The 21,248-nt window shown below is 37.7% G+C and carries 14 protein-coding genes and 1 tRNA gene; 6 read left to right on the top strand and 9 right to left on the bottom strand.

Annotation, left to right across the window (positions count from 1 at the left end):
- The first annotated feature begins 151 nt into the window (after nucleotides 1-151).
- From H6G06_RS00580 to H6G06_RS00565, 4 genes are all read left to right on the top strand, one after another.
- The gene (locus H6G06_RS00580; protein ID WP_190556059.1) at nucleotides 152-2,884 is read left to right on the top strand and encodes a type I restriction endonuclease subunit R; all 2,733 of its coding nucleotides are present in this window, start codon (nucleotides 152-154) and stop codon (nucleotides 2,882-2,884) included.
- A gap of 459 nt (nucleotides 2,885-3,343) precedes the next feature.
- A complete protein-coding gene (tnpA, locus tag H6G06_RS00575) occupies nucleotides 3,344-3,811 on the top strand; it encodes an IS200/IS605 family transposase (RefSeq protein WP_190556057.1) in 468 nt (155 codons plus the stop codon).
- A gap of 239 nt (nucleotides 3,812-4,050) precedes the next feature.
- A complete protein-coding gene (locus H6G06_RS00570; protein ID WP_190556055.1) occupies nucleotides 4,051-5,811 on the top strand; it encodes a type I restriction-modification system subunit M in 1,761 nt (586 codons plus the stop codon).
- A gap of 1,212 nt (nucleotides 5,812-7,023) precedes the next feature.
- Nucleotides 7,024-8,340: a restriction endonuclease subunit S gene (locus H6G06_RS00565; protein WP_190556053.1), complete on the top strand. Its 1,317-nt coding sequence runs from the start codon at nucleotides 7,024-7,026 to the stop codon at nucleotides 8,338-8,340.
- Nucleotides 8,341-8,664: 324 nt separating this feature from the next.
- Here the strand turns inward: H6G06_RS00565 and H6G06_RS00560 are convergent.
- The 8 genes from H6G06_RS00560 to H6G06_RS00525 all read right to left on the bottom strand — a co-directional run bounded on the left by H6G06_RS00560 (nucleotide 8,665) and on the right by H6G06_RS00525 (nucleotide 14,988).
- A tRNA-Val gene (locus H6G06_RS00560) sits at nucleotides 8,665-8,738 on the bottom strand.
- A 72-nt stretch (nucleotides 8,739-8,810) separates the two neighbouring features.
- On the bottom strand, nucleotides 8,811-9,455 hold the full coding sequence (gene dhaL, locus H6G06_RS00555; RefSeq protein WP_190556051.1) for a dihydroxyacetone kinase subunit DhaL: 645 nt from the start codon (nucleotides 9,453-9,455) through the stop codon (nucleotides 8,811-8,813).
- 1 nt (nucleotide 9,456) lies between these two features.
- Nucleotides 9,457-10,551 (bottom strand): dihydroxyacetone kinase subunit DhaK, encoded by a 1,095-nt coding sequence (gene dhaK, locus H6G06_RS00550; protein WP_190556049.1) that lies wholly within the window; start codon nucleotides 10,549-10,551, stop codon nucleotides 9,457-9,459.
- A gap of 100 nt (nucleotides 10,552-10,651) precedes the next feature.
- Nucleotides 10,652-11,188 (bottom strand): HMA2 domain-containing protein, encoded by a 537-nt coding sequence (locus H6G06_RS00545; RefSeq protein ID WP_190556047.1) that lies wholly within the window; start codon nucleotides 11,186-11,188, stop codon nucleotides 10,652-10,654.
- Nucleotides 11,189-11,551: 363 nt separating this feature from the next.
- Entirely contained in the window at nucleotides 11,552-11,842 is a 291-nt protein-coding gene (locus H6G06_RS00540; RefSeq protein ID WP_190556045.1) for a DUF5132 domain-containing protein, read from the bottom strand.
- Nucleotides 11,843-12,065: 223 nt separating this feature from the next.
- Complete coding sequence (locus H6G06_RS00535) at nucleotides 12,066-12,710, bottom strand: HMA2 domain-containing protein (protein ID WP_190556043.1); 645 nt, start codon at nucleotides 12,708-12,710, stop codon at nucleotides 12,066-12,068.
- Between the two features lie 420 nt (nucleotides 12,711-13,130).
- A complete protein-coding gene (def, locus tag H6G06_RS00530) occupies nucleotides 13,131-13,664 on the bottom strand; it encodes a peptide deformylase (RefSeq protein WP_190556041.1) in 534 nt (177 codons plus the stop codon).
- A gap of 64 nt (nucleotides 13,665-13,728) precedes the next feature.
- Complete coding sequence (locus H6G06_RS00525) at nucleotides 13,729-14,988, bottom strand: HhoA/HhoB/HtrA family serine endopeptidase (protein ID WP_190556039.1); 1,260 nt, start codon at nucleotides 14,986-14,988, stop codon at nucleotides 13,729-13,731.
- Between the two features lie 141 nt (nucleotides 14,989-15,129).
- Between H6G06_RS00525 and dnaA the strand changes: the two genes are divergently transcribed.
- Together dnaA and dnaN are read left to right on the top strand one after the other, a co-directional pair.
- Nucleotides 15,130-16,506: a chromosomal replication initiator protein DnaA gene (dnaA, locus tag H6G06_RS00520; protein WP_190556038.1), complete on the top strand. Its 1,377-nt coding sequence runs from the start codon at nucleotides 15,130-15,132 to the stop codon at nucleotides 16,504-16,506.
- 362 nt (nucleotides 16,507-16,868) lie between these two features.
- On the top strand, nucleotides 16,869-18,017 hold the full coding sequence (gene dnaN / locus H6G06_RS00515; RefSeq protein WP_190556036.1) for a DNA polymerase III subunit beta: 1,149 nt from the start codon (nucleotides 16,869-16,871) through the stop codon (nucleotides 18,015-18,017).
- Nucleotides 18,018-18,191: 174 nt separating this feature from the next.
- Here the strand turns inward: dnaN and H6G06_RS00510 are convergent, their stop codons facing one another.
- Nucleotides 18,192-20,981 (bottom strand): GAF domain-containing protein, encoded by a 2,790-nt coding sequence (locus H6G06_RS00510; RefSeq protein WP_242039559.1) that lies wholly within the window; start codon nucleotides 20,979-20,981, stop codon nucleotides 18,192-18,194.
- Nucleotides 20,982-21,248: the final 267 nt, after the last annotated feature.

The following is a 21,248-nucleotide window of genomic DNA, read 5'->3' as shown; positions in this document are numbered from 1 at the left end:
GTTCTGTGAGAGAAAACACTCACAGTATTAGTGATAGCCTTTTACATAATTCCCGTTGGCTAACGCTAAAAAGCATACTATACTGTTACGGTATATCCAAATATAAACACAGTAATACTCTGCAAAGCAGAATGTACTAAAGGATGCTGTAATGTCAGCGAATGAAGCCAACACTAGGACACAATTAATAGACCCCGCTTTAACCCTAGCAGGATGGAACATCAAAGACTCCAACCAAGTGGGGTTAGAAATTCCTGTGGATGGTTATAATGCCGAACCTTGGAACGGTGTTACTGATTATTGCTTGTATCAACCCAATGGGGAAGTTATAGCAGTGGTGGAAGCCAAACGCCAAAGCAGTAATCCTAAAATTGCCCAAACACAGGTAGAATACTACGTTAAAGAAATAGAAAAACATCAAAGTTTCCGCCCTTTTGCCTTTATGACGAATGGGGAGGAAATTTATTTTTGGGATGTGGGAAATTCTGCAAAACGGCAGGTGGCTGGCTTTTTTTCGCCATCAGATTTAGAAAATTTATTGTATATTCGTCAAAATAAAATTGCGTTAAGTTCATTACCAATTAATACCCAAATTGCTGGGAGAGATTATCAACAGGAAGCTATTCGTCGGGTTTGTGAAACATTTGATGAAGGAAAACGCCGTACTTTGTTGGTAATGGCTACGGGAACAGGAAAAACCCGCACCGCAATGGCGATTATTGATTTATTTTTAAAAGCTAATCAAAGTCGGAAAATCTTATTTGTTGCTGATAGGGATAATTTAGTCAAGCAAGCGTTGGAAGATGGTTTTATGGAACATATACCCCATGAACCATGCGACAGAATTTTCAGCTACAACATAGATAAAACTAAACGGCTGTATGTAGTTGTGGAAAAGACTTTGAGAAATTCCTATAAAAAATTTAGTCCAGCTTTTTTTGATTTAATTATTTTTGATGAAGCACATCGTTCTATTTTCAATCTCTTTCAAGAGGTAATGGAATATTTTGATGGGCGGATGATTGGTTTAACTGCCACACCCGCAGGTTTTATTGATAGGAATACATTTAATACTTTTCATTGTTTTGATGGTATTCCTACTTTTCTCTACACCTATAAACAAGCAATTGAAGAGAAGAATTTAGTTGATTTTAGTCTTTATCAAGCACAAACTAAATTTCAAAGTGAAGGTATTAAAGGCGCGAAACTTTCCGAAGAAGAACAGAATATATTGATAGCACAAGGACATGATCCAGATGATATTGATTTTTCAGGTACAGATTTAGAAAAAAAGGTGAGTAATAAAGACACTCTCCGCAAGCAGTGGGAAGAAATTATGGAAGTTTGCCATAAAGATGAATCAGGGCAACTACCAGCGAAAACAATTGTATTTGCATTGACTCAAAAACACGCTTTACGGCTATGTGAAACTTTTGAAGAAATGTATCCACAATATTCTGATTTGGTGCGCGTAATTACCCATAAAACAGAATATAAAGGCAAACTAACAGGGAATTTTAAAAAAGAGGATATGCCCCGCATTGCTATTTCTGTGGATATGCTAGATACTGGGGTAGATGTACCAGAAATAATGAATTTGGTGTTTATGAAACCTGTTCAATCACAGATAAAATTATGGCAGATGATTGGACGAGGTACAAGAAATCAAAAGGCTTGTAAAAAGTTGGAATGGTTGCCAAATCGGACAAAGCAGGAATTTTTAATTATTGATTTTTGGGAAAATGAATTTGAAGCTAAAGTACAAACAGAAGTAGCCCAAACTATTCCTGTACTTCAACGCATTTTTAACACTCGTTTGGATTTGCTGGAGTTATATTTACATGACCAAGAATCACCAGAATGTCAAACGATAATTGCAAGTTTGCGGGAACAAATAACCCAAATTCCGACAGATTCATTTACTGTCAAAAAGAAGATGGTGGATATTGCAGAAGTTTGGACAGATTTATTTTGGAATTACATTACTAAAGATAAATTAAAGTTACTACGGTTTAAACTTGCCCCTCTTTTGCGATTTGTGCCAGGTGTGGAGATAGCAGCAGCAACTTTTACAAGTAAAATTGAACGATTAAAATTAGAAATTCAAACGGAAGGGGCAAAACCGGATACTGTACAATCTATTGCTGAAGATGTGAGTCGTTTACCTGATTTTGTCCATCAAGATAAACGAAAACAAAATGCAATTAAGTTGTGTTTATCTTCACGATTGAATAATGCAACGGTGAAAGAATTGAATCAGATAATAAATGATTTAGCTGAAGAAATGAAAAATCGGCGACAACGCCCTAGTATTTTTTTAGAGTTAGATTTAGCTGATTTTGTGGCTACTCGCGGTTTTATTACTGTGGGTGAAGGTGGTGAACAAGTTTATGTGGAGGAATATAAAAAACGAGTTGAGGAAAAAATAAATGAAATTGTAGATAATCATCCTACTATTAAGGCTATTCAGGAAGGTGAAGCGGTTACAGATTGGCAATTGATTGAGTTAGAGAGAACTTTACGCCAAGGTTTAGGAGGTGGTAATATTCAGCTTTCTGAGTCGAATATTCGCAAGGCTTACGGGTTAAAGGCTAATAGTTTATTGGCATTTTTGCGGCATTTATTGGATTTGGATGCCATACCAGATTATGAGGAGGTGGTGAAGCGTCAATTTGAGGAGTTTATTGCCAAACATCAGTATAATGCTAATCAAATTAATTTTTTAAGGGCTGTGCAGAGTGTGTTTTTACAAAAGCGGAGGTTAGAGGTGGCTGATTTGTATGAGGGGGCTTTGGCTAGGTTTGGTAAAAATGCGGTTGATAGGTTTTTTTCTGATGATGAGGTGAATGATTTGTTGGTGTTTACGGAATTGTTAGCGGCTTAAAATTTATTTGTTCATTTATCTATTGATTGAGTTAGATTTAATAGCCAGGGAATAAATTCCCTGTCTAATAGCTAAAGTCGGTTAAAACCGACTAAATTGGGTTTTTATCTGATTCTTTTTTTGATTTTTGGGTAATAATAGAAATTTTATTTTTAATTTAGTTCAAGTTTTTGCTAATATCATGTGAGACAGAGATAACAGAGCCAGGGAATCAATTCCCTGTCTAATAGCTAAAGTCGGTTAAAACCGACTAAGTTAATTGGGTTTTTATGTGATTCTTTTTTTGATTTTTGGGTAATAGTGGAAATTTTGTTTTTTAATTTAGTTCAAGTTTTTGCTAATATAATTTCAGTCCGTTTCAACGGACTTGAGCTTTGAGATAGGGAATTTATTCCCTGGCTAAACCGACTAAACTGGCTAGATAATTAGACATTTATTAGTATTGTTTTAAAATTCATTATGGCTTTGTGGCGGTTGTATTATCATGTTGTTTGGGCTACGAAAAAACGCGAGCCTTTAATAACCAATGATGTAGAAGAAAAATTTTATGGTTATTTAATTGGGAAGGCAGATCATTTAGGGTGTATAATTCATGCTATTGGTGGAATGGAAGACCATATTCATTTTGTGGTTTCTATTCCTCCAAAATTGTCTGTTGCTGAATTTGTGAAAACTTTAAAAGGTAGTAGTGCTTACCATTATAATCATACTTTAGGTAAAACACAACAATTTGCTTGGCAAGAAGGATATGGCGTTTTTTCTTTAGGAGGTAAACAATTACAAGAAGCTATTGAATATGTAGATAATCAAAAAAAACATCATCAAAATAAAACGACAGTTCCATTATTAGAACAAGAAACAGATTTAGATAAACCACCAGAAAATAAAACAAAACCCAAAATACCAGAAAATAAATTTCCTGACTAAAAGCTAAAATCCCTTAAAACGGATTAATCTTAAAAAAATGAGAATACCAGGAAATAAATTTCCTGGCTAAAAGCTAAAATCCGTTAAAACGGATTAAATTCAAAAAAAATTAGTCGGTTTTAACCGACTTTAGCTATAAGACGGGGAATTTATTCCCTGGCTAAAATAAACGGCTAAAATAAATGGCTAAATCAATCACTAAATAAACGGCTACATTAAATCAAAAACCCTAATTAAAAATGCTAACCGACCCCAATTTAAAATCAAAGGTAGACCTCCTGTGGGATAAACTCTGGACAGGAGGCTTATCCAACCCAATGGATGCTATCGAACAATTCTCATTTCTCCTCTTCCTCAAACGCTTAGACGAATCCGAAGATTTAAACGAACGTCAAGCCAAACGCCGTAAAGAAGATTATCAGCCCAAAATACCCCTAGAAATGCGTTGGCGACATTGGACACAGATGAAAGCCGAGGATGCTTTAAATCATGTCAAAAATAAAGTTTTCCCCTGGTTAAAAGAAATGGGTAATTCTGACAACGAGGAAGAAAATGAGGAAGAAAATAAGGAAGAAAATAAGGAAGAAACCGATGAAAATCAAAGTTCCTTTAGTGAGTATATGCAAACTGCGGAATTTAAAATTAATAAACCCAGTTTGTTAATTGAAGCTTGTAAATCAATTGATGAAATGAAAATCTCTGAACAAAATCAAGATGTTCAGGGTGATTTATATGAGTATTTATTAAATAAATTAAGTATTGCTGGACGCAATGGACAGTTTAGAACTCCGCGTCATATTATCCGCATGATGGTGGAAATGGTAGAACCTAAACCGACTGATAGAATTGGTGATTTAGCGGCGGGTACTTGTGGTTTTCCCGTTAATGCTTATCAATATATTTTAGAAAAAAACACCAGTCCAGAAATATTATTTGATGAACAAGGTAATAAACGTTTAGTTGGTGATTTACTCACACCAGAACAACAGGAATTTTTGCAAACGGAGGCGTTTACAGCTTATGATAATGATTCGGGAATGACGATGTTACGCATCGGTTCTATGAATTTCATGCTGCATGGTATTGAACAGCCCCGGTTTTTTGCTAAAGATACTCTTTCTAAAAGGTTTGATGATGAAAAAACTCTCGATTTAGTATTAATGAATCCACCTTTTAAGGGTGCGGTTGATGCAGCAGATGTACATCCAAAATTGGCAGGTTTAAGCAAAAAATCCGAGTTGTTATTTCTACATTTGATTTTGCGGGTTTTAGATATGGGGGGGAGATGTGCGGTTATTGTCCCCGATGGGGTGCTGTTTGGTTCTAGTAAAGCGCACGTGGAGATTCGCAAAAAGATTATAGAAGAAAATCGCTTGGATGGGGTGGTTTCTATGCCTAGCGGGGTGTTTAAACCTTATGCGGGGGTGTCTACGGCGGTGCTGCTGTTTACTCGTGGGGGAACGACTGACCGCGTTTGGTTCTATGATATGGAGCATGATGGCTTTTCTCTGGATGATAAGCGTCAACCTGTGACAGAAAACGATATTCCTGATATTTTGCACTGTTGGAAAAATCGGTTTAATGCTGATGTTACTCAACAAAATGAGGAACGTTTAGCGGAGTTGAAAAAGCAAATTGCACCTTTAAAAGCGGAACGTTTGTTATTACATAAGGAAATTAATCGGTTAACTTTTGAAAATGCCATTGCACCGGCTGATGATGAAGCAACTCGTCAGGCTTTGGAAATGGATAAACAAAAGTTGGCGTTATTACATGAAAAAATCTCACCGTTGCAAAATGAAATTAATCAATTGAATCGTCAATTTTGGGTGACTAAAGCGCAGGTAAAGGGGAATAAATATGATTTATCTGCAAGTCGTTATCGTCAGGTGGAACAGGATGAGGTTTTTTATGATGTTCCCCAGGTGACGTTAGAAAGGTTGTTAAAATTGGAGGATGTTATGGGCGCTGAGGTGCGAGAATTGGAAAGGTTGTTATAGATTTATCGGTTTATCCATTGTCAAAAATGCCGGGGAATAAATGCCAGAATAAATGCTAATAAATGCCAGGGAATTAATTCCCTGTCTCATAGCTGAAGTCGGTTGAAACCGACTAAATATAATTTGGATGTTGATTTGATTGTTTTTTTGGGGAATAATGGCAATTTTATTTTGGAATTCAACCCGATTTTTTGGTAATCTTATTCTACATTTGAACCAGGAAATAAATTCCCTGTCTCATAGCTGAAGTCGGTTGAAACCGACTGAATATAATTTGGATGTTGATTTGATTGTTTTTTTGGGGAATAATGGCAATTTTATTTGGCAATTAAACCCGATTTTTTGGTAATCTCATTCTAGATTTGAATCAGGGAATTAATTCCCTGTCTCATAGCTGAAGTCGGTTGAAACCGACTGAATATAATTTGGATGTTGATTTGATTGTTTTTTTTTGGGAATAATGGCAATTTTATTTGGCGATTAAACCCGATTTTTTGGTAATCTTATTCTAGATTTGAACCAGGGAATTAATTCCCTGTCTTATAGCTGAAGTCGGTTGAAATCGACTGAATATAATTTGGATGTTGATTTGATTGTTTTTTTTTGGGAATAATGGCAATTTTATTTGGCGATTCAACCCGATTTTTTGGTAATCTTATTCTACATTTGAATCAGGGAATTAATTCCCTGTCTTATAGCTGAAGTCGGTTGAAACCGACTGAATATAATTTGGATGTTGATTTGATTGTTTTTTTTGGGAAGAATGGCAATTTTATTTGGCGATTCAACCCGATTTTTTGGTAATCTTATTCTAGATTTGAACCAGGGAATTAATTCCCTGTCTCATAGCTGAAGTCGGTTGAAACCGATTAAATATAATTTGGATGTTGATTTGATTGTTTTTTTGGGGAAGAATGGTAATTTTATTTGGCAATTAAACCCGATTTTTTGGTAATCTTATTCTACATTTGAACCAGGGAATTAATTCCCTGTCTCATAGCTGAAGTCGGTTGAAACCGACTGAATATAATTTGGATGTTGATTTGATTGTTTTTTTGGGGAATAATGGCAATTTTATTTGGCGATTAAACCCGATTTTTTGGTAATCTTATTTTAGTCCGTTTTAACGGACTTGAGCTTTTAGACAGGGAATTTATTCCCTGGCATTATTAGATGGTTAATGATTAAGCATTTTATTAACAAATAAAACGAATGAACTTATATAAAAAATGGCAGATTGTTGATCTCAAAGATATAACAATTAGCTTGGATTCGCGTCGTATTCCAATTGAAAGTTCTATTAGGCAAACAAAAAAAGGTAAATATCCATATTATGGGGCATCAGGTATCATTGATTATATTGATGATTACATTTTTGAAGAAGAAACTTTGTTAATTGGAGAAGATGGAGCCAATCTTTTAGCGAGGACAACTCCTATAGCTTTCAAAGCAGTTGGAAAATATTGGGTTAATAATCATGCTCATATTTTAAAAGTAACAGAAAAAGCTGACATTAACTTTTTATGCTATTTTTTTAATCAACTTGATTTAACACCTTACATTACAGGAAGCGCACAACCAAAATTAACTGCTGATAAACTCCAAAAATTAAAAATCCCTCTCCCACCATTACCAGAACAAAAGCAAATTGCAGCAATATTGGAAAAATGCGATCGCTTGCGTCGAACCCGTCGTTATTCCCTACAACTCAGCGAAACCTTCCTACAATCGGTCTTTCTGGAAATGTTCGGTGATTTAATCACTAATCAGATGGGTTGGCGTATTAAAAATTTAGATGATGTTGCTGATATTGCTTCAGGAGTAACCAAAGGACAAAAGTTTAATGGTAAACAAACTGTTCAAGTTCCATATATGCGTGTTGCAAATGTACAGGATGGTTATCTTGATTTAACAGATATCAAAATAATTGAAGCTTTACCACAAGAAGTAGAACAATTAAAGCTTCAAAAAGGTGATATTTTAATGACTGAAGGCGGTGATTATGATAAATTAGGTCGTGGTGCAATTTGGCATGGTCAAATTGAAAATTGCATACATCAAAATCATATATTTAGAGTAAGAACAAATAGGAAAATTATATTACCTGAGTTTTTTGCAAAATTACTTTTAACTCAATACACTAAATTATATTTTTTGCAATGTTCAAAGCAAACAACTAATTTAGCAACTATTAATATGACACAATTAAAAGCTTTACCTGTCCCTCTTCCCCCTCTCCCACTCCAAGAAAAATTTGCCCAAATAGTCCAAAAACACGATCGCATCCGCACCCAACAACGAGAAGCAGAACGCCAAGCAGAACATTTATTTCAAACCCTGCTACATCGCGCCTTTCGTGGTGAACTCACATCATCAGACTGCAATGAAGTAGACATATCCGCATTATCCGCAGAAAATCACCCACAACAGCCAAAACCAAAATCTACAGATAAAGCGGAAAACTTTCCTATCCCAGCCACCCAGCCACAAACAAACGCGCTACAACTAACCTTACCAGGCTTAGAATAACCAGATTAGTAAATACTAATACCAATTTTCATTGAGCTTGCACATTATTTTTACCCCTCATACAGTTGGACAAAACAAGACGTGAACTTGGACTGTAAATTTACGTCTGATTTGAATTGTTGTTGAAACTCTTGCTTATTTTGAATGCAATACAGGTTAGAGACACCGCATCCATGTGTCTCTATAATTAATCAGCTTGTTTTTTCAGTAGAGAAAAACTGGAAGCATAACTTTGCCGAATTAAATTGGAAGCATAAGCTTGCCATGGCGGCAAAGTTATGGGTAAAGTCACAAATAATTAGTCACTGTACACAAATAAAAATATGGACGTAACTGGATTCGAACCAGTGACCCCATCGATGTCAACGATGTACTCTAACCAACTGAGCTATACGTCCTTAGCCAAAGCAATTTCTATTGTAGCATATATATTTTAAAGGTCAAGAGCAAAATGCAACTAATGGCAAAAATTATTTAGTCCTCCTAGAACCTTCCACCACCTCCAACAAACTCCGCAACATCCAATAAGCAGAAGTTCCTCCTGGATCTTGATGTCCAATACTGCGATCGCCTAAATAACTCGCTCTTCCCTTCTTAGCCAACATCGGTATAGTTTCCTTTAACCCACCTTCTGCAGCACCTACAGCCACGCGTAAAGCTGCCACAGTTTCCATACCTTCATTTACAGCTTGCTCAAAAGCTGTCACAGCTGGAGATAGCACATCTACCATTGTCTTATCTCCTAACTGCGCCTTACCACGCTCAATTACTCCTTCTAACCCAGATTGGAGTAAATTTAACATATCTTTTGCAGTCAATTCTTGCTTACCAGCAGTAGCAGAACTGGCTCTTAAAAACCAAGTTCCATACAAAGGTCCACTTGCACCCCCTACGCTGGATATCAAAGTCATACTGACGGTTTTAAAAATGCTGCTGATGTCCTTACCCGCAACACTCGGTAAAATGCTTCTGACCTTTTTAAAACCTCTATCCATATTGATACCATGATCAGCATCACCTATGGACGCATCTAATTCTGTCAAATCTTCTTTATGATGCTCAATAACAGAAGCAAACACCTGTAACCATTCAACAATCTGCACCTGAGTAACCATTTCACACTCCCCAGCGTAAACTAGCAGTTTTAACTGGTGCATCCCATAACCGTAGCATCTCTTCGTCTAACTTCAGCAGCGTAATGGAACAACCTTGCATTTCTAATGATGTCATGTAGGGTCCAATTAGATTTCGCACTATTTGCAGTCCTTCCATTTCACAGATTTCTGCTAGTTTGCGGTAGACAAGATAAAGTTCAGAAATGGGAGTCCCACCCATACTATTAACAAATACCAGGAGGCGATCGCCTTTTTGCAAGGGTTTATTTAACAGTTCCACATCCATCCATCCCTCTTTGGCTTCGTCCCACTCCCGCACTGTGCGACTATAGGCGGTATCATCAATGAGCGATGCCTGCGGCGGGCAAAGCCAACGCATTAAAATTTCTGTAATCTCATCCCCTGACTTCATGGATACCCTTTCTCTTCCCGGTTCCCCATGAATTCCAATTCCTAATTCTATCTCCTTATCCCCCAAAGCAAAAGTCGGTGTACCCTTAGCAGGAACAGTACAAGAACTCAACGCTACCCCTACACTGCGTCCATGCAGATTTACCTTTCTACACAAATCCGCTACCTGCTGCAAATCATAACCTTGTTCCGCCGCCGCTCCACAAATTTTTTCTGCCAGTACCGTTGTTCCTACACCCCTTCTTCCTTGGGTATACAGGCTATCTTTCACCGCTACATCATCATCAATAATAATATTTAATGTACGGATACCCTCACTTCTGGCTAACTCCATAGCCATTTCAAAATTCATCACATCGCCACTGTAATTTTTCACAATATAAAGAATACCAGCACCTCCATCTACCTGCTGTGCTGCTGCTAACATTTGGTCAGGAGTCGGTGAAGTGAAAACTTCCCCAGGACAAGCAGCGTCAAGCATTCCCTTCCCTACAAAACCCGCGTGCATCGGTTCGTGACCACTTCCACCACCAGAAATAATTGCTACCTTTCCCTGTACAGGTGCATCGGCTCGATAGACAAAAGTAGGCTCATAATTTACCTTAATTAAATCGGTATGAGCCGCAGCCATTCCTGCTAGACTTTCCCTTACAAAGTCTTCTGGTTGATTAATCAGCTTTTTCATGATTGATGTTGGCAAAGGTGCTAAAACTCAGGATAAACTTTTACAGCACCAAAATTCAGCATTTTTGCTCATAGAAGGTAACAGGGAACAGAAAATACTGTTACTTGTCACTTGCTACAGCATTATTTAATTTCAAGTAACTATCAAAGGCATACCAAGCTAAAACATACCAGGGAATTACTTCTAATTGCAGACCTTTAATTATTAACTGTCTCACCGCTAAGATACTCAATCCAAACGGGAACAGGAAACGTAAATCAACAGTACCATCTGTCGCACGTTGAACTCGTTGGTTTAAGTCAATAACTGCATTAGATATACCCGTTGCTGCTTCAGTTTTCCCTTGGGTAATATCTGCAAAAATTACGCCTATATCACGTAGTGTGGCTAAAATCTCTGCTAAAGTGCCAGTTTGATCATCATGATGTATGAGAATGCTACCGTGATGGATATTAGTTCTCACTTGAGTAATGTGAGGTTGTGCTGTTAAAAAGTTGGCGATATGTTGCATTTTCTCAGCTTGACGGTTTTCAGATGCAACTCTCAACCGCAGTCTTCCTGGGGTATCACTGACAATTTTTGTAGCTATGAGATTAAATGATTTATTGAAAGTTTTTTTATCGGGAATTTGTAGCATATTTTAAACCTTTATAATATAGCATTTCCCAAGCTAGTGAGGTACAGAGTTTTTTAGTCTTAGGGAACAGGGAACAGGGAACAGGGAACAGAGAACAGTAAATAAATTAGGGTGTACCTCATGAGACTGAGAAAAGCTATAAAAAATTCATAATTCATAATTCAATACGGTACAGTTAAGAACAATTGATTTGTCTGCTGATAAAAAAGGTTTTTGATTTTCGTTACCGTGTATTAACTTTCCGACTAACTGAACCGTATTAATTCATAATTGACTATAAGCGGGTAAATCAACCCCCTTTAAAATCATGAATCATGAATCATGAATTACGTTCGCGTAGAGTGCCGTAGGCTCTATTACGAATTATGAATTAGGTTGATTTTCAGCCGCTGCTTCAAATGCTGGTGTGTGTTGTTCTTCGGCTATTTCTGCTCTAGCTTCAGCCACAATATCCTCCCACGTTTCACCCAATTCTGCAAAAGCTCCCTTGCTTTTTTCATAAGCAACAAGTCCACCTTTGATGATTGATTTGGCTATGGGTTTACCAATTCCAGCGACAACAGGAATTACCACAGGTGCAAGTAATACTGCGCCAATTCCGGCTATAATTCCAGGAGCGCCGGCATCTTCTACGAAATCAGTAATTTTTGCCATAATTAAATCAACCTCCAATATATTAGAGACTATCAAATAAGCTTTTCAATTTACTCTAATTTTATCAATTATTTCCTCTTACTGCTGGTAGAGGTTTTGTGATCCAATTTGGGATTTTGGATTGACCCCACGGATAAATCTGGGGACTTGTAGCATCAAGGAGTTATTGCTCAGGATTCTGAAGAAAGATAGCTATCCCCTATTCCATATCAGCTATCACTTGCTATACAGGTAAGTTGGCCATCAACCCCAAAGAATAAGACAAGGATGGAGGTTTTAAATCAGCCCATACATTAGAAATTTCTGGGGAAGCTACTGGAGAAACTTCTGGATGATTAATTGCTGTTATTCCTATTTCGGAAATGGGATTTGTAGATGAATTTGCTCGTAAAGCTAACTCCATTATTTCCACCCAATGGGATATACTAATTTCAGGAGATTGGTAAGCGATCGCTATTGATGCAGCCTGAGAATTTATCCGCACGTTAGTAACTTGATTATCTACTTTTAGTAAACTTTCTAACCTTTGTGCATAAGATGAATCTTGGGAAATTTGCGGAATATTAAATCTAATCCTTCCCGGAATTTTATGCACAACAGTATAAGCAATTTCAGTATTATATTTTTTATCTATATCTGGGATAGGTTGACTTTTTTCGGCTGACACAACTTCCGGTTCTAAAAAGTTAATCACCCTGCGCGTAGCATCTGCCGCTAGGATATAAACTGGAATTGCTGCTAAACCCTGTATTCCCATTCTCCCTGTGACAGCCAACCCTGTCATCAAGGGAATTAAATCAAGAGATTGCTTTTTCCAAAAATTCAGAAATTTCCATTCCTGAAAGGGGTCTTTTTTAACAGTAGTCATTTATTTAAAATAGCTACACAAGACTAGAAGTTAATCACAATAGGACTTACGCAAGATTGAACTCAAAACCTGATTCTTGCGTAGGGGTAATACCGCAACGGGCAAGCAAGCTACATGAATTACCCCTACTTCCGTTCTGTTTTGCGTAAGTCCTGCACAAATTAAATATAACTCCTAGCGTTGGTGTTAAGTCTCACTCTTGAGAGCTATTTTAAGAGAGATATCCCGGAGATAGATCCCCGACTTCTTAAAGAAGTCGGGGATCTGGGTATTGGGTATTAGACATCTCCGGTAATTAAATGTGCGTGGTTTGAAACCCTTGTAGAGACGTTCCGGCGGAACGTCTCTACCATATTTCCGGAGAGGTCTATTGCGTTTTTTAAGTCGAAGCTCCTTATCACTCTTAAGAGCGATTTTGGTTTAAGTATTGTTAACTATCCGTTGTTGATATTCAGCCTCAGTCATCAATTCCTCCGTAGATTCTACCCTATCTAAAAATACCTTGCCTTCTAGATGATCATACTCATGTTGAAAAATTCGAGCGACAAAATCAGTTAATTCTTGTTTTCCTCTCTTCCCATGCCGGTCAGTATATTCAATTTCAATTGCTTGATATCTAGGAACTAAACCCCTAATTCCGGGAACACTTAAACAACCTTCCCAACCTTTAGCAATTTCAGTGGAATAAGCAATAATCTTCGGATTAATCATTGCTGTAGGGTCCATTTCCGGTGCATCGGGATATCTAGAACTAGGACGGGAAGCAACAATAAATAAACAATAGGATTCGGCTACTTGAGGTGCAGCAATTCCCACACCATTAGCTTGAGAAACTGTAACTATTAAATCATCAATCAGTTTTTGAATATGCTCATCATCAATATTTTCCACCCAAGCAGCTTTTCGGCGTAATATCGGATTACCTAATTGAATAATTGGTACTTTTTCACTCATGGTTAAAACTCCTGTCAACATCGGTAAGCATTCAGCCGTCAGCTAATGACTGAATGCTGACAAATTAACTATCACGTCTAATGGGTAAAGGTGCAGGTCTGACTGTTAATTGAACAGTTCTCCCATTGCGGTCTACTTGCACTGGGAGAGGAGTACCAATCTGACTCTTTTCTACTAGCTTTTGGACTTCTTCCACTCTAGTCACAGGTTGGTTGTTGATGCTTTTAATAACATCCCCCGCTCTGAGTCCACCAACTGCGGCTGGTGATTCAGGAACAATTCTCACTAACAAAACTCCTTGATCTGCAACCAAATTTACTCTATCACCAAATCTACGAATTATTCTTTCCTTAATTTCTGGTGTGAGCGTCTCCATTTGTACACCCAAATAAGGATGATCTACTCTACCTTTGCTAATTAATTCTTGGGAAATTTTTTGCACCGTATTAATGGGAATTGCAAAACCTAAACCTTGAGCGCCTTGGATAATAGCTGTGTTCATTCCTATTACTTCACCACGAGCATTTAGCAGTGGTCCGCCAGAGTTCCCAGGGTTAATTGCTGCATCTGTTTGTAAATAATCCACCCGCTTATCAACAGCACCAATAGAACTACTAGAACGCTCTGTAGCACTAATAATTCCCGATGTAACAGTATTATTTAAACCCAGAGGATTACCAATAGCAATTACAGCTTCTCCTGGTTGCAAAGTATTGGAATTACCTAAAGCTAGAGTTGGTAGATTATTAGCATCAATTTGGATTACTGCTACATCTGTGACTGGATCTTCTCCTAAGACTTTACCGTTAAAAGTCCTTCCGTCTTTGAGTGTAACTGTAACTTGATCTGCACCATCTACGACATGAGAATTAGTCAAAATTTGCCCAGAGGAATTCATAATAAATCCAGAACCGCTACCCCTTTCTACCCTTTGTCTTTCCTGTGGGATTCTGTCACCAAAAAACCTGCGGAAAAATGGATCGGAAAATTCATTTGGTACTTCAGATGTGACGGTTCTAGCTGAATCAATGCGAACAACAGCACCTCCAACTTTTTGTACTACTCCGACGACAAAGTTAGGATCGCCAGTAGATGCGATGATAGCAGGAGGCATAATTACCGACGTGGGTGCAGTAGTCTTTTGGACTTGAGCAATGCTCTTTTGCGCTTCTAAGGTTCTGCTGTTCAAGCTAGAGCAGCCACTAAGAACTACTGCTGCTAACCCAGTCATTAACATCCACCCTTTTGCTTTGGCTCCCCTTGGGTGGCTCAAAACTCTGGTATAAATATATTTAGACACTGGTTTATGATTATTTGTCTTCATGATGTACTTTTTTCTCCGTGTTAGTCACTAGGTGGTAGGATATTGGCTACCTGGTTTAAACCAGAATGATTACAGTTTAAAGTTAAATTATTGCTTGCTCATATCTTCTATTGTGGTGATTAGCAGCAAAGGTGGTAAATTATGGAAATTCCCATAGACAATCTGTGGTGTCAGGTGTTAGAGCGTTTACAACTAGAGCTATCTCGTCCCACCTTTGAAACTTGGATTAAAACTGCTAGTGCAGAACAGCTAGAAAATAATTGCTTAGTGATATCTACTCCTAACCTATTTGCCAGAAATTGGCTTCAGAAATATTACATCAATACTATTGCTCGTGTGGTGCAAGATATTTTGGGTGTTCCTGTAGAAATTTACATTACTGTTGCTCAAGGTGATGAAGTTTCTCCGTTGGATAAACAAGAGGTTGGTTGGGAATTACCAGCAGTCAATCCCGTCACCTCAAATGTAGCTAAAAATCAACAAAAAAGTACAGACTTAAATTCTAAGTACGTTTTTTCCAGATTTGTGGTCGGTGCTAATAATCGTATGGCTCATGCTGCCTCTTTGGCCGTAGCAGAATATCCCGGTAGGGAATTTAATCCTTTATTTTTATGCGGTGGTGTGGGTTTAGGGAAAACTCATTTAATGCAGGCTATTGGTAATTATCGCTGGGAAATTTATCCTGATTCTAAAATATTTTATGTCTCGACAGAGCAGTTTACTAACGATTTAATCACAGCGATTCGTAATGATAGTATGCAAAGTTTTCGGGAGCATTACCGGGCTGCTGATATTTTATTAGTTGATGATATTCAATTCCTGGAAGGAAAAGAGTACACACAAGAAGAATTTTTTCATACTTTTAATACTTTACATGAGGCTGGAAAGCAAGTAGTGATTGCTTCTGACCGTCCTCCTAAGCAAATTCCTAGTTTGCAAGAACGGCTCTGTTCTCGGTTTTCAATGGGGTTAATTGCAGATATTCAACCGCCGGATTTAGAAACGCGCATGGCAATTTTGCAGAAAAAAGCTGAGTATGAAAATATTCGTTTACCCAGAGATGTCATTGAATATATTGCTTATAATTATACTTCTAATATTCGAGAATTGGAAGGGGCTTTAATTCGGGCGCTGGCTTATATTTCGATTTGGGGTTTACCAATGACTGTAGAAAATATCACCCCAGTTTTAGGTACTCATAGCCAGAAAATGGAAGCGACACCAGAGGTAATTTTAAATGTAGTCGCAGATTTTTTTAATCTATCAATTGAAGATTTAAAAGGGAATTCTCGGAGAAGAGAAATTAGCTGGGCTAGACAAATTGGAATGTATTTAATGCGTCAATATACAGGATTAAGTTTACCGAGAATTGGTGAGGAATTTGGGGGTAAAGACCATACAACAGTCATGTATAGTTGCGAAAAGATTAAACAACTGCAAGAAACAGACCGGACTTTAACTCAAACTTTACGTCAATTGAGCGATCGCATCAACATCAATAGTCGTTATCAAAAATAAGGCAGGAAGCAGGAGTCAGGAGTCAGAAGACAAGGAGGTAGGAGTTTTTTAATTACAAATTACGAATTACCAATGTTTTCCACAACCAATAGGCGAAGTAATCGCTTTGACATCTGAGCATTTAAGCTAGAATATTAAGCAAAGTATAAAAATTTATTAAAATTAACTGCAATTGTGGAAAAAATATGACCTTTTGTGGAAAAAATTGTGGAAAACTTCAAGATTTTTCAAATAATTGGTATTGAGTATAATTACCTTGTGGAAAACTAGGCTATGTTTTCCACAGCTTTTCCACAGATGCCAATCCCCAGTCCTCAGTCCAAAATTTGTTACTATAATCCTTCACCAGTTGAATCTCTACCATGAAATTAGTTTGCGCTCAAAGCGATCTCAGTACCAATCTTTCACTCGTCAGTCGTGCAGTACCATCAAGGCCTACTCATCCCGTACTTGCTAACGTGCTGTTACAAGCGGATGCACAAACTAACCAAGTCAGCTTAACAGCCTTTGATCTCAGCTTGGGTATCCGCACCAGCTTTAATGCTGAGGTAATTGAAGGAGGTGCGATCGCTCTTCCTGCTAAACTACTTGTAGATATCACCTCTCGTCTACCAGAAGGCGAAATCACCCTAGATGACGAATCAGCGGACAACACCGGAGAAGGTATAGTTGTCACCCTTAAACCTAAAAGCGGCAAGTATCAAGTCCGGGCAATGGGAGCAGAAGAATTCCCCGAATTACCTGTAATTGAAAGCTCGGAAGCAATTCAACTCACTACAGCTGCATTAATTGAAGGCTTACGAGGTTCATTATTTGCTACCAGTGCAGATGAAACCAAACAAGTCCTTACGGGCGTACATTTAACAGTTAAACAAGACACTTTAGAATTTGCGGCTACTGATGGACATCGCCTAGCCGTGCTAGAAACTACTAACGAGCGTCCCTTAGATGGTAATGAACAACTAGAAGTAACAGTACCAGCTAGAGCATTAAGGGAACTACAGCGGATGTTAGCTCATAGCTCTTCAGAAGAAACAGTAGCCTTATATCTTGATCAAGGTCAAGTTGTATTTGCTTGGCAAAATCAACGTTTAACTAGTCGGACTTTAGAAGGGCAATATCCCGCTTATCGGCAATTAATACCACGCCAATTTGAACGACAAGTAACACTAGAACGGCGACAATTTATCAGCACTTTAGAAAGAATTGCCGTATTAGCTGACCAGAAAAATAATATTGTCAAAGTCAGCATTGATAACGCCAATCAAGAAATTACTTTGTCTTGTGAAGCGCAAGATGTTGGTAGTGGTACAGAGTCAATGCCAGCACAAATTTCTGGTGAAGATATAGACATTGCTTTTAATGTCAAATATTTAATGGAAGGCTTGAAAGAGTTACCATCTTCCGAAATTCAAATGCACTTGAATCAAAGTCTAACTCCAGTAATTTTTACACCTTTAGGCGGGTTAAAAATGACTTATTTAGCTATGCCTGTACAATTGAGAAATTAATAGGTGACTGGGGACTGGGGACTGGGGACTGGGGACTGGGGACTGGGGACTGGGGACTGGGGACTGGGTGGGGAAAAATATTTTCCTCCTGACTCCTGACTCCTGTACGGGCGTATCCCTAACGGGACTGGAAGCATCAGCATTCGGGCGATAAATTATCAATTTTTATCCAGTTTATTTTCCGAATGCTTCGCCCCTACGACTAATGACTATATGTTTAATTGGGATTTCAATCCAGAATTCTGTACCTACATCTGGTTGTGAATCACATTTCAAAATTCCGCCGTGCTTATCTACCACAATTTGGTAACTAATTGATAAACCCAAGCCAGTACCTTTCCCTACTGGCTTAGTGGTGAAAAATGGGTCAAATATTCTGTCCTTGATAGCTTCTGGCATTCCTGGACCATTATCGCTAATATGAATGACTGCACTTTTCACATTGTCATTCATTACTTCCACAGTAGTAGAAATAGTAATTTTCCCTGTCTTGGGATCTTCTGCTGGATATTTTCTGTAAATTTCCAAAGCATCAATCGCATTACTCAAAACATTCATCAATACTTGATTGAGTTGTCCTGCATAACACTCTACCAATGGTAAATCGCCATATTTTTTGATGATTTGAATACCAGCAGATTCAGATCTTGTTTTTAAGCGATGCTGCAAAATCAGCAAAGTGCTATCAATGCCTTCATGGATATTCACTTCCTTCATTTCTGCTTCATCAAGACGTGAGAAATTTCGCAAAGATAAGACTATTTGCCGGATTCTATCTACCCCTATTTTCATAGAAGATAAACTTTTTGGCAAATCTTCTATGATAAATTCTAAGTCAAACTCTTCGGCTCTTTCTAAAATTTCTTCACAGGGTTTAGGGTATTTTTGCTGATAAATATCTAGCATACTCAGTAAATCTTTAGCATATTCATTAATATGGGTAAGATTGCCAGAAATAAAGTTAACGGGGTTATTTATTTCATGGGCAACACCAGCTACAAGTTGCCCTAAAGAAGACATTTTTTCAGTTTGAATCAGTTGGGTTTGAGTGTTTTGTAATGCATTCAGGGTTTGTGTTAGTTCTTCTGCTTGCTGCTGAGTTTTTACCAATAATTCAGCTTGTTGAATTGCTATTCCAAGTTGCGATGCAATCTGACTTATAAAATTAATTTCAGAGGTTTTCCATTGACGCGGCCCTGTATGTTGATAAGCACAAAGCAAACCCCAAAGTTTTTTCCTAATAAATATAGGAGCTAAAACAAAAGCATGAATTTGAAACTGCTCTAAATTATCGACATGACAGGGTGTAAATCCCATTTTGTAGATATCATCCACGGCAAAAGTTTCGTTATGGCGATATCTTCCTCCTTGCGTATCTTGTAAATAAGTATCATTCCAAATTGTATTGATTCCCAGTTTTGATTCATTAAACCAGTTGGGACTGGTGGCTTCAAAATCACCGACAAATTCACCACCCCAGTCAGCACTAAATTTATAAACAGAAACTCGATCAGATTTAATTAATTGGCAAACTTCTTTTGTTGTTGTTTTAAAAATAGTATCAATATCAAGAGACTCACGAATTTTATTTATGACTCCGAACACAGCTTGTTGTTGTTCTGCTGTTCTTTGCATTTCTAATGTTCGTTTATGGACCTGGTTTTCTAAATTTTCATTGAAATTTTGTACCTGTTGATAAAGTTCATGTTGCTGAATTGCCGAGGCAAAGTGTTTACTGATTTCTTCTGCTAGTTCAATTTCTTCATCTGTCCATTTTTGAGATTGTGATTTTTTAGATTCGCGCCACAAGTCAAAAGATAAACGGGGGTAAAGTTGTCTGTTGTCTGGGTCAAATTTACCAGCCCAAAGAGTTTCTGTGTCTATTTCATTACGGAAAATACTTAAATATCCCACTAATTCTTGTCGATAGTGCAAGGGAATCATTAAAATACTGCGAATTTTTGTAGGTTGAAAAACCAGTTGCACAATTCGTAAATTGGCATCTTGATAAATATCAGGAATTGCCCAAATGCTGTATTGACCAGATTTATAATGTTCCTGCCACACGCTATATTGTTCTAAGAGTGGATAGATATTTGGGTTGGGAATAATAGGTTGCTGTCCACATACATAAAGTTGAAAACAATTACTACCAGGAATTAAACATTCTGTTAAAGATTTAAAAATACTATGTTGGAAGTCAAAGGCATTATGTCTAATACATAACCTGCCACCAACACCGTTAAATGCTGCAACTGTGGCTTCTAAAGCTGGTTGTAAGACAATTGTTGGTAGTGAATGCAGGAGGGTAGCAATACGGTTAATAATAGCTTCTCGTTCGGCTTTGGCACGGGTTTGGGTGAGGAGATTACTTTGAGCGATCGCTACAGATAACTGCTCTACTACCATCTGCATTGCTTCTAGTTCATATTCTGCCACATCACGAGCTTGAGAATGATGAGATGCTAACAATCCCCAAAGTTGATCTTGATAAATAATTGGTGCCACAACTGAAGATTTAACACCCATAGCCGTCAAATATTCTACGTGACATGGATCTACGGGACGGTAAAGAATCTCTTCACAGGGAATTTCTCCTGTGTTTAGGTCACGCGCAGGACTTTGGCCAATTTCTCTGGACTCAACATTAACTACAGAACGCACCCGCGACTTAATAAACAGTTCCCGCGCATGGGGGGGAATATCATCAGCAGGAAAATTCAACCCCAATAACGATGGTAAACGATTTTCATAAATAGATTCAGCAATAACCTGACCGCTGCCATCATCATGAAATTTGTAAATCATTACTCGGTCAGTCCCTAATAAGGAACGAACCTCGGCTGTGGTGGATCTAATAATGTCTTCTAACTCTAAAGACTGACGGATGCGATTTGTAATCCGACGAAGTAGAGTTTCTTGAGCCATACCTGTTCGCAGGTCGAGTGGAGGGATGGAAACCATTTTTTTATACAATATTTAATATTTTACTATAGTCGATTATAAAGCTTAATAATATCTTCAGGTTGGGTTTAGAGCTTTGTCTTCAGTGAGACTACGGTGAAACCATAGACGTAACAATTATTAATTTTATTGTCAATGTCCGCATAATTATTGGCAGAGAACAGGAAATAGGTAACAGGTGACAGGTGACAAAAATAATCCAAAATCTAAAATTCAAAACATAGGGAATAGGGAGTATATATTTTTAGTTATACCTCCTGCCTTTTG

Source organism: Anabaena sphaerica FACHB-251 (genome assembly GCF_014696825.1).
Classification (GTDB): Bacteria; Cyanobacteriota; Cyanobacteriia; order Cyanobacteriales; family Nostocaceae; genus RDYJ01.
This window is presented reverse-complemented; position numbering and strand designations above follow the sequence as displayed.